Raw genomic sequence first — 13,110 nt, forward strand, 5'->3', positions numbered from 1 at the left:
GCGCGTGGAATGAACGAGCCGAGGACGTCGTCCCTGACGGACGAGGCCGTGTACCGCGCCCGCGTGCGTGGCTGTCTCCTGGGCGGCGCCCTCGGGGACGCCCTCGGCTACCCGATCGAGTTCAGCTCGCTGGAGCGGATACGTGCCGCCCACGGCGAGCGCGGAGTGACCGGGCTCCTCTTCCCCGGCGACAGCGAGGTGGCCCGGATCAGCGACGACACACAGATGACCCTCTTCACCGCCGAGGCCCTCATCCAGGCCCACCGGCGCGAGCGGCTCAAGGGTATCGGCGGCGGATGGGCCCTCCTGGTGCGCTGGGCGTACGAGCGCTGGCTGGAGACCCAGCGCCACCCCGGCCCGGAACACGCCGCACCCCCGCAGAGCGGCGCCCCCGAGGGCGGCCTGATCACCCAGCCCTGGCTGTACGCCCGACGCGCCCCCGGCAACGCCTGTGTGTCCGGCATCGCCCAGATGTACGCCCCCGACCCGACCCTCGCCCTGGACGGCAGGCCCGGCGAGGTCAACCCCGACTCCAAGGGCTGCGGCGCGGTGATGCGCTCGGCCCCCTTCGGCCTGGTGAACCCCGCCGACGCGGCCTTCGCCATGGCCGCCCGCGCCGCCCAGATCACCCACGGCCACCCCACCGGCTACTACGCGGCGGGCGCGCTGGCCGCGATCGTGGCGCACGTCGTCGAGGGCGAGTCCCTGGAAGGTGCCGTACTGCGCTCCTTGCGGCTGCTGGCCCGCCACCCCGGTCACGAGGAGACCTCGGCCGCGCTCACCGAGGCCCTCGACCTCGCTCAGGAAGGCACGCCGACGGCGGAGAAGGTCGAGTCCCTGGGGGAAGGCTGGGTCGCCGAGCAGGCCCTCGCCATCGGCGTCTACTGCGCGCTCGTCGCACCCTCCGTGCGGGACACGCTGCTGCTCGCCGTCAACCACTCCGGCGACAGCGACTCCACCGGCTCCGTCTGCGGCAACCTCCTGGGCGCCCGATACGGCGACCACGGCCTCCCGCACGACTGGGTGGAGCGGGTCGAGGGCCGGGCGCAGATCGCCGCGCTCGCCGACGACCTGGCGGCCGAAAGCGTGCGCCGCTGACCACCGGGGCACGCGTCTGAGCAGGGCCGCGGCGGCCGGGCTGTGGCACGCTGAAGACGACCCCCCACTTCAGGAAGGAGCGAGGCCCATGCCCCTCGAACCGCTGTCGCAGAAGGAGATCGAGGACCGGCTCGCGGAGCTGCCGGGCTGGTCGCTGGACGGCGACCGCATCGCCCGCTCCTACCGGCTCCCCTCGCACTTCGCGGCCACGGCGATGGTCGTGCACATCGCCCAGGTCCAGGAGGAGCTCGACCACCACTCCGACCTCACCCTCGGCTACAACACGGTGTCCCTCACGGTGAACACGCACACCGTCGGCGGCGTGACCGAGCGCGACTTCGCCCTCGCGCAGAAAATCGAGGAGCTCGCCCCGGGCCACGGGGCACACTGACGCGCGTGCTGGACTACGACAAGGAAGCGGAGCGGTACGACGCCTCACGCGGCGGCGAGCCCAGGGCCGAGGCCGCGGCGGAGGCGGTGCTGGCGCTCCTGCCGGACGGGACGCGACGCCTGCTCGACGTCGCCTGCGGCACCGGCATCGTGACGCGGCGGCTCGCCGCCGGACGGGCCGGTCTGTGCGTGACCGGCGTCGACCTCGCACCCGCCATGGCCCGGCAGGCCGCCGCCCGGCTGCCCGGCGCCGTCGTGCGCGCCGACAGCCGCCGGCTGCCGTTCCGGGACGGCCGGTTCGACGCCGTCAGCAGCGTGTGGCTGCTGCACCTGGCCCGGACGGACGACGACGTGCGGACCACGGTCGCCGAGTGCGCGCGCGTGCTGCGGCCCGGCGGGGTCTACGTCACCACCGTCGACAAGGCCGCCGCGCACAACGTGGGCAGTGACATCGATGCCGTCCTGGCCTCCCGCCCGCGCCGCCCGGCCCGGGACGAGGCGGCGCTCGTCGAGTCGTACGCCCTCGACCACGGCCTCGTCCCGGCCGGCAGCACCCGCTTCACGGGTCGCGGCCAGGGCCGCAGCCCCCGCCGCACGATCGCTGACCTGCGCCGCGGCTGGTTCGTCACCCTGCCGCCCGGCGGCGCGCTGGCCGATGCGTTCGCCGCCCGTCTGGCGGAACTCCCGGACCAGGACGTGCCCCGGCCCGACCCGGTGTTCACCCTGCGGGCGTTCCGGAAGCCCGAGTGAAGTTCATGGTCCAGTTGGTCAGCCAGGTCTGTCCGTCGTCGACGGAGAACGCCTGCTCCCAGCGGGCCGACGTCGCGGACACACCCGACCACACGAACCGCACCCGTACGTCCTTGCCGTCGTACGTGTCGTCGCCGTAGAACTCGCCGCGCCCGCCCTCGAACCGGCCGACGACCGGTGGGAACAGGGTCCCGCTGATGCTGGAGGCCCAGTTCAGCGACCACTGCTCGGTCTCCCGGTCGAAGAGCCGCAGCGTCGCCCCCTTCGCCGACAGCCGCGGCAGGTCGATCTCGTCCATGTTCGCGGCCCCGTCGAACAGCGGCCAGCACCGGGTGGTCGCCGGGAATTCCTCCCAGCCGCTGTCGGGGTCGAGGAAGTCGGTGCGGCGACGGTTGCGGACCTCCCACTCGCCGTGGAAGAAGTCGAAGTCGTGCGGGCTGCTCATGAGCGGTCTCCAGTGGTTCCTTCGGGCAGGGAATCGGCCAAGTAGGCGCCGAGGTCAGGGACTTCGGGCGCGAGCATGTGCCGTACCCAGGCGTCCCGTTCGTGCAGGATCGGCGGCAGTTCCCAGACGCAGCCGATCCACGGCAGGTCGGGCGTGATGAAGTGGGTCGGATCGCGGTCCGGGCATCCCAGCACCGGCTGGCCCGCCGACGCGCCCTTGAAATGCAGGACGTTGTCCCACACCCAGCTGTACGCGTTCAGGTAGGCGCCGTCGTCGCCGCCCCGGTGCAGGACCACGAACGTCGCCGGTGGGGTGCCGTCCGGCTCCGGGAGCAGTTCAGGCAGGATCTCGTACGCCGCCTTCTCGACCTCGGGCGCGATGCCCGCGGGGTCGGCGGTGACGTGGTAGCGCTTGACGTGCCGTCCGGCGACCTCGATCGGCGGCGGCACGGTCAGCAGTTTCTCGCTGAAGGGCATGTCAGGACGCTAGGGCCGGTCCCCTGACATCCTGTGTCAGTGAAGTCCAGTCGGCTCGTCTCCATCCTCCTGCTGCTCCAGACCCGCGGCCGGATGACCGCCGCCCAGCTCGCCGAGGAACTGGAGGTGTCGGTTCGCACGGTCTACCGGGACGTGGAGGCGCTGAGCGCGGCCGGTGTCCCGCTGTACGGTGACGCGGGCCACGCCGGGGGCTACCGCCTCCTCGACGGCTACCGCACCCGCCTCACCGGGCTGACCGCCGACGAGGCCGAGGCCCTGTTCCTGGCGGGGGTCCCGGGACCGGCCGCCGAACTGGGCCTCGGCTCGGTTCTGGCCGCCGCCCAGCTCAAGGTCCGCGCCGCCCTGCCGCCGGAGCTGCGCGCCCACGCCGACCGGGTCGGCGGCCGCTTCCACCTGGACGCCCCCGGCTGGTACGCCGAGGCCGGCGAGGCGCCGTACCTCACCGCGGTGGCCGACGCCGTCTGGAACTGCCGTGTGCTGCACATCCGGTACCGCCGCTGGCGTGAGCCCACCGACGTGGAGCGCCGCCTGGAGCCGTACGGTCTGGTCCTCAAGGCGGGCCGCTGGTACGTGGTCGCGGCCCCCGGACCCCGTACGTTCCGCGTGGACCAGATCCTCCGACTCGCCGTCGCCGACGAGGAGTTCACCCGCCCCGACGACTTCGACCTGGCCGCCTACTGGGCGGCGTACCAGCGCGACTTCCACGACCGGCTCCGGCCCGCCGAGGCGGTGGTCCGGCTGGCGCCCGGCGTGACCCTCGACCGGACGGCCGGCCACCGTACGGAGAAGGACGGCTGGACCCGGGCCACCGTCCCCATCGAGTCCGTCGACCACGCCCACGCCGACTTCCTTCGCCTGGGCACCGGCATCGAGGTGCTCGAACCGCCTGAACTGCGCGAGAAGATCGCCCGTACGGTGGCCGAACTGGCCGAAAGATACGGCAACTCGGCGGCACGCGGCGGCGACTGAGGGAGCGGAACCCGTCCGTCCTCCCGAGGAGGTACGTCACGTGCAGCACCCGCGCAAGCACCGTAGACGCCGGGCCGCCCTCGCCGCGACCGTCGCCGTCACCGCCCTGGTCGCCGCCGGCATCACCACACTGAACGGCGCCGACACAGCCGAGGCCGCCACCGCCCGCCAGGTCGAGAAACTCGACCGGGGCGTGGTCAGCGTCCACACGTCCACCGGCAACCTGGTCAGCTGGCGCTGGCTCGGCACCGACCCGAACGACGTCTCCTTCAACGTCTACCGGGCCGGCACGAAGGTCAACTCCACCCCGATCACCGGCACCACCAACTACTTCCACTCCGGCGCCCCCGAACAGGCCGACTACACCGTCCGCGCGATCGTGAACGGTGTCGAACAGGGCGACTCCGTGCACGCCGTCCAGTTCCGCACCGGCTACAAGGACGTCCCGATCAGCCCACCGGCCGGCGGTACGACCCCGGACGGCGTGGCGTACACCCACGAGGCCAACGACGCCTCCGTCGGCGACCTCGACGGCGACGGCGCCCTCGACATCGTCCTGAAGTGGTATCCCACCAACGCCAAGGACAACTCCCAGTCCGGCTACACCGGCAACACGATCGTCGACGGCATCAAGCTCGACTGCACCCGGCTGTGGCGCATCGACCTGGGCCGCAACATCCGCTCCGGCGCGCACTACACCCAGTTCCAGGTGTACGACTACGACGGCGACGGCAAGGCCGAGGTCGCCATGAAGACCGCCGACGGCACGGTCGACGGCACCGGGGCGGTGATCGGCAGTTCGTCCGCCGACTACCGCAATTCCAGCGGGTACATCCTTTCCGGCCCCGAGTACCTGACCATGTTCAACGGCCAGACCGGCAAGGCGATGGGGACGGTCGACTATGTCCCGGCCCGGGGCACGGTCTCGTCCTGGGGCGACTCCTACGGCAACCGCGTGGACCGCTTCCTCGCGGGCACGGCGTACCTGGACGGCTCCCGCCCCTCCCTGATCATGGCCCGCGGCTACTACACCCGTACGGTTATCGCCGCCTGGGACTGGCGGCACGGCACCTTCACCCGGCGCTGGACCTTCGACACCAACTCCTCCACCAACTCCGGCAAGGGCTACGACGGTCAGGGCAACCACAGCCTGTCCATCGCGGACGTCGACGCCGACGGCAAGGATGAGATCGTCTACGGTGCCATGACCGTGGACGACAACGGCTCCGGGCTGTGGACCACCAAGCTCGGCCACGCGACGCGGGCCACGTCGGCGATCTCAACCCCTCCCGTGCCGGCCTGGAGTACTTCAAGGTCTCGGAGGACTCCGGCAAGCCCGGCTCCTGGATGGCCGACGCGCGCACCGGCCAGATCCTGTGGCAGACGGCCTCCGGCGCCGACAACGGCCGCGGCGTCGCCGGTGACATCTACGCCGGCAGCGCGGGCGCCGAGGCCTGGTCCGCCTCGGACACCACCCTGCGCTCGGCCACCGGCGGCTCCCTCGGCCGGGAGCCGTCCAGCATCAACTTCCTGTCCTGGTGGGACGGCGACCCCGTCCGTGAACTCCTCGACGGCACCCGCATCGACAAGTACGGCACGTCCGGCGACACCCGTCTCCTGACCGGCGCGTCGGTCCACTCCAACAACGGCACCAAGGCGACGCCGTCCCTCTCCGGCGACATCCTCGGCGACTGGCGCGAGGAGGTCATCTGGCCGACGTCGAACAACACGGCACTGCGGATCTACTCCACGCCGTACGAGACGAACACCAGGATCACGACCCTGCTGCACGACACGATGTACCGCACGGCCCTGGCCTGGCAGAACACGGCATACAACCAGCCGCCCCATCCGAGCTTCTTCATCGGCAACGGCATGGCGACGGCGCCCCGCCCGACCGTGTACACGCCCTGAACCTCGGCGACCACCTCGTCCGGCCCGGCAGCCCGGACGTCATGACGGGCTGCCAGGTTGCTTCCAGGCGCCGATTTTTTTCAATGATCCGTACAACCATGCAGGTTCTTCACAGGTCATTCACACGCGTACCACCGAACACCTGGGGAGAACATGTTCCACCACACCCGCATACGCCTCGCCGCCACCGCGGCCGCCGCCGTGGCCGCCATGGCCCTGACCGCCTGTGGCACCGGCTCGGACGACGAGATCGTCGACAAGCCGAAGGCGAAGGCCTCCGCCAAGGCCGACAGCGGCAGCGGCAACGAGAAGGACCCCGCCGCCGAGAAGAGCAGCGCCGCGCCCGACGTCGCCAAGGTCGGTGACACGCTCGGCCTCAAGGGCGTGGAGGCGGGCAGCGAACTCGACGTCACCGTCCTCAAGGTCGTCGACAACGCCAAGTCCAGCGACGAGTTCTTCGCCCCCGAGTCCGGCAACCGGTGGATCGGCGTGCAGTTCCAGCTCGTCAACACCGGCACCAAGGTCTACTCGGACGCCCCCATGAACGGGGCGAAGATGGCCGACGACCAGGGCCAGCAGTTCGGGACCACGATCGCCGACATCACGGCCGGCCCGTCGATGTCGGCGGACGTCCGGCTGAAGCCCGGCGGCAAGGCGCTCGGCTGGATCGTCTTCGAGGTGCCCAAGGCATCGAAGGCGGCCACCGTCACCTTCGGGATGGACTCGGGCTTCGCCGAGCAGATCGGGGAGTGGAAGCTGTAGGAGAGCGCAGAGGGCGCGTGCCGTCGCCGGCACGCGCCCTCGGGCTCGCTCAACTCACGGTGCAGCTCTGGTCACCCAGCTTGAACGCGGTCGGTTTCGTGTTCGTCCCCGACCAGTTGCCCGTGAACCCGAAGCTCACGGACGAACCGGCCGCCACATTGCCGTTCCAGCCGACGTTCTTCGCGGTCACCGCCGACCCCGACTGCCTGTGGTCGGCGTTCCACAGCTGCGTGATCCGCTGCCCGTCCGCGAAGGACCAGCCGAGCGACCAGCCGCTCCAGGCACTCGATCCGGTGTTGGACAGCTGCACGTCCGCCTGGAAACCGCCCGACCACTGGTTGGTGATCTTGTACGTCACCGCGCAGGCACCGGTCGGCGTCGGCGTGGGGTCGGTTCCGTCGCCGCCGTCTCCACCGCCGCTGTCGGAGGTGTCGCCGTAGATGACGCCGCGCCCGTTCGTCGCCACGTACACCCGCCCGTACACCCGCGGGTCACCCGTGATCGCCGCGCCCGTCCAACCCCACTGGTGGGCGTCGTCGTTGATACGCGTCCAGGTCGCGCCCTTGTCCGTCGACCGGAAGATGCCGCGCACGCCGCCGATCTTCGCGCTCGTGTACAGCGTCTGGTACGAGGCTCCTGACGCCGCCTTGCCGAAGCCGATCGTGTCGGCCTGCTCGACGTTCGGGAGTTTCGTGAAGCTCGCGCCGCCGTCCGTCGAGTGCCACAGACCGTACGCGCCGTCCGTCGCACCGCCCGCCAGCCACACGTCCCCCTTCGCCCCGGGCAGCGCCTTGAAGCGGACACTGTCCCCGCTCGGCAACCCGGTCGCCGAGGACGCGGTGAAGGTCGCGCCGCCGTCCGTGCTGACGTAGAACTTCCCGGACTTGAAGCCGTAGAAGACCTTCGGGTCGACCCGGTCGGACTCGACGATCGCGCCGGAGGGGATACCGCTCGAAGCCGACCAGGAGCTGCCGAAGCCCGTCGTGTACTGCACACCCGTACCGGCCGGGCTCCACACGAACCGGCCGCCGTCGGCCGCGGCCGCCACCGTACCGCCGCCGCTCACGCCCGAAGGGTCGGTTCCCGCGAACCAGTTGGCGCCGTTGTCCGTCGAGAACGCGATATGCGGGCCCGAGTCCAGATTGCCGACCCGGACGACCGCGTTTGGGTTGGTCTCCGCGAAGTCCAGGCTGGTGGTCGTGGTGAAGTTCGGCTGCGTGAACATCATCGACGGCACCTTGGTGAGGTCCGTGTGCCGGAAGCCGCCGATGTCGCCGAGTGCGCTGAGGAGCGGCGCGCCCGACGGGGGAGAGGCGAGGTCGTTGACCGCCGTCTCCTCCAGGCCCTGGACCATCGGCTTGATGGCGAACTTGCTGCCGCTGTCCCAGTTCGTGAGGTTCTCGGTGCCGTAGATCGTCGCGCCCGTCCCGTACATCATCCGGTTCGAGTTGAACGGGTCGATCTCCAGCGCCTCGGTCATCCACCCCAGCTTCGGGGTCTGTTCGGGTGGCGACGGGTTCGCGCCCCACGTCAGCCACGGCGACGACGAGACATCCATCGTGTAGCGGTTCTCGCGGTTGGGATACGACGTGTAGTCCCACGCCTTCGTCCAGGTGCCGCCGCTGTCCGCCGAGCGGAAGATCTGCGTGTCCGGCCACCAGGAGCTGTACGCCGTGGCCATCACCGTGCCGGGCTTCTGCCGGTCGACGGTCAGGCCGCTGAAGCCGTAGTAGGTGTCGGCCTCGGCGACCGGGCTGATGTCCGCCCAGGTGCCGGTCGCGGTCGCGTACCGCCACAGCCGGCCCTTGCCGCCGTCGTAGGGGCCGCCCTTGTCGCTGTATGCGATATACAGATAGCCGTTGACGGTATCCAATACGCCCTTGTGCGCCAGGTATCCCGTCGGCTGCCCCGCGAGCCGTGACCACGTCGCGCCCGCGTCCGTCGACCGGTACACCGCGTTGTCCTTGTCGGCCACCCCGACGTAGATCGTCTTCGTCGCGTTCAGGGACGTCCCCGTGGACTCGTCGAAGGTGACCCAGACGATCCCCTGGTTGTCGCCGGCGTACCCGCTCGTGTCGCTCGGATCCTGCACGTAGTTGCCGACGTTGGGGAAGTTCGCCACCTGCGACCAGGTCACCCCGGAGTCCGTCGACCGCCACAGCCCCTTGCCGCTGGGCGCGCCCAGATACAGCACGCTGTTCTTGTTCGGGTCGACCGCCAGCCGCTCACCCATGCCGCGGCCGGGCATGTTGCCGCCCAGCTTGAACGGCAGGTCGGTCTTCTGCCAGCTCGCGCCCCGGTCGGAGGAGCGCAGGACGGCGCCGTTCGTCGGGTCCCAGCTGTTGGTGTACGTGCCGACCGCCGCGTACACCCTGTCCGGGTCGACCGAGTCGGAGGCGAGGCTCACGACGCCGGTGTGCCCCCAGTCGTCCCAGCCGACCGAGTCCAGCAGCGGAGTCCACGTCTTCGTCGGCTCCTGCCAGCGGTAGGCGCCGCCGATGTCGGTCCGGGCGTAGGCGAGGTTCTTCTCCTTGCGGTTGAAGACGATGCCGGGGACGAAACCGCCGCCGTCGATGCGGGCGTTCTTCCAGGTGTAGGTGTCGGCGGCGATCGACACGTCCTTCGAGACACTGTCGGCGGCCAGGACGGGCGGCGTGCCCGCGAGCAGCCCGGCGGCGAGCGTGAGCACCGCCGTGAGGGTGCGGGTTCTTCGCACGGGGGGTCCCTTCCGGGGTGGGGGAGAGGGGTCCAGGTGTGGCGAGCGATTTCTGTCGGTCGCGAGAGGTGCCGGGCGACCCCCAGTGCGGGAGGGGGCCGCCCGGCCGGTTGGTCCCGCCGTCCGGTGGCGGGACCACGTACGCGGAACTCTTCGAGCGGCTCCGAAGAAGCGCCGTGCACCGGAGCGCCCTTCAGGGGCGCGGGACTGCATCGATTTGCGGCTCTGCCGCGCGGGCGCGACCAGCCACAACGGACCCGCAGTCGAACACGGCCCTACCCGCGGAGCGCCCGGCGGGGACTATTCGAGAAGCTCCGCGTACGAACCCATGGCCAAGGCGATGTCCGCCTGGGCCCAGAACCGGTGATACGTGAACGACGGCGCCGCACCGCCCGCCAGATACGCCTCGATCTTCGACCAGGCCGGGTCGTCCTCGTAGAACGAGCGGATCGAGTCGAAGGTCGACGACGAGTTGATCGCGTCGCCGTTCGGCATGGTGCCGGTCCAGCCGCTCGGGATGTAGATCGCATCGTCGAAGCGGTTGTAGTCGGCGCGGGTCTCCGGGACGGCGATGCCCAGGGCGTCCTGGTGGTTGTTCCACATGCCGTCGAGGAGCGCCTTGGCCGTGGACGCGGCCTGCGTGTCACCGGAGCGGTCGGCGTAGTACGTCAGGGTCTTGGCGTACGCGGCCGCCACACCGACGTCGTTGGTGTAGTCGGCGACGGTGACGTGAAGCCCGTTGTTCGCGCCCGGACTTGACGGGTTCCAGGTGTCGGGCTGGCCCGACCACTGGAGCGTCGACGGGATCCGGAAGGTGCCGTCCGGGTTGACGGTCGTCTCGGACAGCGCCCAGTCGACCCACTTGTCCAGGACCGCCTTCGCGGCCTCGTTCCCCGTCTGCTGGTAGTACTCGGCCACCCGCTCCATCGACCACGCCTGGAAGCCGAACCACTGGTTGGACGGCGGGTCGTGGTAGACGGGCTGCTGGTCGTAGTACATGCCGTAGAACGTCGACTTCCCGGCCGGCGGGGTCGCGTACCGGCCCGCCCAGCTGTTGGTCGCACCGCCCGCGATCGCGCCCTCGCTGGACTGCAGCCAGCGGTAGAACTCGATCTGCCGCTCCAGGGACTTGGCCCAGTCCGCCTGTCCCGTCGCCGACTTGGGCTTCAGGTCGGCGTAGGAGCTCAGCGCGTACGCGGCCAGCGGGTTCTGGTAGCCGCCGTGCGCATGACTGGAGCCGATGCGCCAGGCCCAGCCCGCCGAGGTGTCGGTGGCGCCGCCCCAGGCGTAGTACCAGGAGAGCAGGTAGTGCGAGGCGTCCTTGCCGGTGCCCGCCGGGCAGGACGAGGCCCCCACACAGTTGCCGATCTTCTTGAAGTACTTGTCGTACATCGCGTAGCGCAGGTAGTCGCCCATCTTCGCGGCCTTGGCCACGGTCGCGGAGATCTCGCCGCCCTTGCCCTGCGCGTCGGCCCACTTGTCCGCCCAGTACGCGGCCTGCACCGCACGCGCGTCGGCGTCCGGGGCGTTGGTGAACTTCCACTGCTTGGCGTACGACGCGTCACCCGTGAACAGGTCCAGATACCCGTTCTTGCCGCCGTACTTGAACTGGTCGCAGGTCGGCTGCGGCACCGTCTCCCACACCGACTCCTGCGCGCCGCGCTGGAAGGTGTTGATGTACGACGGCCCGGTGTCCGTCGGCCCGGCCTCGCACTTGCCCGGCGAGTTGCCGTAGCCGTAGACGTTGTCGACGTCCTGCAGCCAGTGCATACCGTAGACATCGTCCGTACCGTATGCAGTCTTCAGTTCACCGGCGATCGGATCCGAGCCGACCGAGACCCCGGTGTCCAGCTTCGCCGGGTACTCGTTCGGGGTGTCCAGCTCGGGCGCGTAAGTCGCGGGCTTGGACGCGTTGTAGAAGGAGTTGGTCGGCTGGTCGGCGTGGGTCGGGATCATGTACTTCTCCATGATCTCCCAGGCTCCGTTGAACTTCGACCAGTCACCCGTGACCTTGCCGTACATCGCCTGCAGCCAGAGAAGGTAGCTGTAGGCCTCCGACGTGGTCTCGTGACCGTGGTCCGGCGCCTCGACGATCAGCGTCTCGACCGAGTGGTAGGGAATGCCCTCGGGCGAGAAGTAGCCGTTCGCCGGGTTGGTGATCTTGCCGTACAGCTCCAGGAAGCGGGCGTCGTACGCCTTCGTCGCCGCGATCTGGGTCACCGTCACCGAGGCCTTCGCGTGGCCGGTGGCCGTCGACTCGAATGTCGCCGAGCCGGTGCCGGAACTGTCGGCGGTGATGGTCACCTTCTGGGCGGTGTTCCAGTTCGACGGGGTGAAGGTGAGCGAGGCGCCACCCGTCACCGACAGGCCCGAGTTGCCGCCCGTGCGAGCGGTCGTGACGGTCACGTTGGCCGACGGCTGGGTCGACAGTTTGACGTCGTACGTGGCCGTCTTGCCCTGCTGGACGGGGAGTTGGGTCGGCGAGGCCGCCACGGCGGGACCCGAGGCGACCGTGATGCCGACCGGTGTGGACTCCGCGGAGGCGCCCAGGCTGTCGTACGCCTTTGCGAGGAGCGAATGACTGCCCACGGTCAAGCTGGAGACCGAGAGCGAGTACGGCGCCGTCGTGTCCGTGCCCAGCAGCGTGGTGTCGTCGTAGAACTCGACCTTGCTGATGGTGGCGTTGTCCGCGGCCGCGGCGGTGGCCGCGAGCGGGACCGCGTCGCCCTGTGAGTAGACGGCGCCCGCCGCCGGGCTGGTCAGCACGGTGATGGGGGGTTGGTGGGCGCCCGTGCAGATGGTGCCGTTTACGGCGAAGTTCGTGGGGGCGGCGTTGGTGCCGCTGTAGGTGAACTGCGCGCCGGTCGACACGGCGGCTCCGGCGGCGATCCTGCCGTTGTAGCCGGCGTCCTTCACGGTGACCGCCTGGCCGGACTGGGACCAGGTGCCGTTCCAGCCGTTGCTGAGCTTCTGGTTGCCCGCGTAGCTGTACGTCAGGGTCCAGCCGTCGATGACGTCCGTGCCGCGGTTGGTGATCGTCAGATCCGCGGTGAAGCCGGAGCCCCAGTCATTGGTCTTGTAGTCGACACTGCACTGAAGTGCCGCCGCCTGAGCGGGACTTGAGCCCGCACTCACCATCGTCAAAGGAAGCGCCAGGACCGCGACGACGGCCGTCCACAACCGTCGTACGGCTCTGCGTCTGCGTGGGGGATGCACGTGCTGGTTCCTCCTTGCGGCTCGGAGAAGTCAAGGCTTGAACCAGTGGGAGCGCTCCCATAGTGGGGACGGGGGTGCAAGGGGTCAAGGTGCTTGAAGAGTCGAAAAGATTCGATGCGTTCGGTTGAGTAAAAGTCAGCAACTCCTCTGTCCTTTACCGTCACTTGGCGCTAGCTTCATGGACACCAGTGGGAGCGATTCCATCAGTCGGCGCGTCCGTCACGACGCGCCTGAGCTGCAAGGAGTCGCTCATGCGACACCCCCCGCGTTCAGTACTTTTAGCCGACGCCGGCGATAGCGTCAGCGCCGGGTTCATCGCGTCCTGGTCGGGGAGCAACGCAGTACCGACCGCG

9 protein-coding genes and 1 pseudogene are annotated in these 13,110 nt (G+C 69.9%); 6 read left to right on the forward strand and 4 right to left on the reverse strand.

Annotation, left to right across the window (positions count from 1 at the left end; translation table 11 throughout):
• Window positions 1-9: 9 nt before the first annotated feature.
• From ACQEV2_RS35130 to ACQEV2_RS35140, 3 genes are all read left to right on the forward strand, one after another.
• Window positions 10-1,098, forward strand: coding sequence for an ADP-ribosylglycohydrolase family protein (locus ACQEV2_RS35130; protein WP_433050869.1), 1,089 nt, complete (start codon window positions 10-12; stop codon window positions 1,096-1,098).
• An 88-nt stretch (window positions 1,099-1,186) separates the two neighbouring features.
• On the forward strand, window positions 1,187-1,489 hold the full coding sequence (locus ACQEV2_RS35135) for a 4a-hydroxytetrahydrobiopterin dehydratase (protein ID WP_398821932.1): 303 nt from the start codon (window positions 1,187-1,189) through the stop codon (window positions 1,487-1,489).
• 5 nt (window positions 1,490-1,494) lie between these two features.
• On the forward strand, window positions 1,495-2,238 hold the full coding sequence (locus tag ACQEV2_RS35140; RefSeq protein ID WP_433050873.1) for a class I SAM-dependent methyltransferase: 744 nt from the start codon (window positions 1,495-1,497) through the stop codon (window positions 2,236-2,238).
• On the opposite strand, the gene ACQEV2_RS35145 is transcribed toward ACQEV2_RS35140, so the two are convergent.
• Together ACQEV2_RS35145 and ACQEV2_RS35150 are read right to left on the reverse strand one after the other, a co-directional pair.
• A complete protein-coding gene (locus ACQEV2_RS35145) occupies window positions 2,207-2,683 on the reverse strand; it encodes a hypothetical protein (protein WP_433050876.1) in 477 nt (158 codons plus the stop codon). The genes ACQEV2_RS35140 and ACQEV2_RS35145 overlap by 32 nt on opposite strands.
• Window positions 2,680-3,159 carry a hypothetical protein gene (locus ACQEV2_RS35150; protein WP_433050878.1) on the reverse strand — a complete coding sequence of 160 codons (480 nt, stop codon included), beginning with the start codon at window positions 3,157-3,159 and terminating at the stop codon, window positions 2,680-2,682. The genes ACQEV2_RS35145 and ACQEV2_RS35150 overlap by 4 nt, the downstream gene beginning before the upstream one ends.
• A gap of 39 nt (window positions 3,160-3,198) precedes the next feature.
• On the opposite strand from ACQEV2_RS35150, the gene ACQEV2_RS35155 reads away from it, so the two are divergent.
• From ACQEV2_RS35155 to ACQEV2_RS35165, 3 genes and pseudogenes are all read left to right on the forward strand, one after another.
• Window positions 3,199-4,149 carry a helix-turn-helix transcriptional regulator gene (locus tag ACQEV2_RS35155; protein ID WP_433050881.1) on the forward strand — a complete coding sequence of 317 codons (951 nt, stop codon included), beginning with the start codon at window positions 3,199-3,201 and terminating at the stop codon, window positions 4,147-4,149.
• A gap of 40 nt (window positions 4,150-4,189) precedes the next feature.
• Window positions 4,190-6,063: pseudogene (locus tag ACQEV2_RS35160) on the forward strand (rhamnogalacturonan lyase).
• A 153-nt stretch (window positions 6,064-6,216) separates the two neighbouring features.
• On the forward strand, window positions 6,217-6,825 hold the full coding sequence (locus ACQEV2_RS35165; protein ID WP_433050884.1) for a DUF4352 domain-containing protein: 609 nt from the start codon (window positions 6,217-6,219) through the stop codon (window positions 6,823-6,825).
• A gap of 49 nt (window positions 6,826-6,874) precedes the next feature.
• Here the strand turns inward: ACQEV2_RS35165 and ACQEV2_RS35170 are convergent, their stop codons facing one another.
• Together ACQEV2_RS35170 and ACQEV2_RS35175 are read right to left on the reverse strand one after the other, a co-directional pair.
• Window positions 6,875-9,541: a cellulose binding domain-containing protein gene (locus ACQEV2_RS35170; RefSeq protein ID WP_433050887.1), complete on the reverse strand. Its 2,667-nt coding sequence runs from the start codon at window positions 9,539-9,541 to the stop codon at window positions 6,875-6,877.
• 300 nt (window positions 9,542-9,841) lie between these two features.
• Window positions 9,842-12,757 carry a glycoside hydrolase family 48 protein gene (locus ACQEV2_RS35175; protein WP_433050890.1) on the reverse strand — a complete coding sequence of 972 codons (2,916 nt, stop codon included), beginning with the start codon at window positions 12,755-12,757 and terminating at the stop codon, window positions 9,842-9,844.
• Window positions 12,758-13,110 lie beyond the last annotated feature (353 nt).

This window comes from Streptomyces sp. CA-251387 (genome assembly GCF_050936625.1).
GTDB lineage: Bacteria > Actinomycetota > Actinomycetes > Streptomycetales > Streptomycetaceae > Streptomyces.

Coding starts and splice junctions, on each gene's coding strand:
- ACQEV2_RS35130 (WP_433050869.1), top strand. CDS start 10: ATGAACGAGCCGAGGACGTCGTCCCTGACGGACGAGGCCGTGTACCGC.
- ACQEV2_RS35135 (WP_398821932.1), top strand. CDS start 1,187: ATGCCCCTCGAACCGCTGTCGCAGAAGGAGATCGAGGACCGGCTCGCG.
- ACQEV2_RS35145 (WP_433050876.1), bottom strand. CDS start 2,683: ATGAGCAGCCCGCACGACTTCGACTTCTTCCACGGCGAGTGGGAGGTC.
- ACQEV2_RS35150 (WP_433050878.1), bottom strand. CDS start 3,159: ATGCCCTTCAGCGAGAAACTGCTGACCGTGCCGCCGCCGATCGAGGTC.
- ACQEV2_RS35165 (WP_433050884.1), top strand. CDS start 6,217: ATGTTCCACCACACCCGCATACGCCTCGCCGCCACCGCGGCCGCCGCC.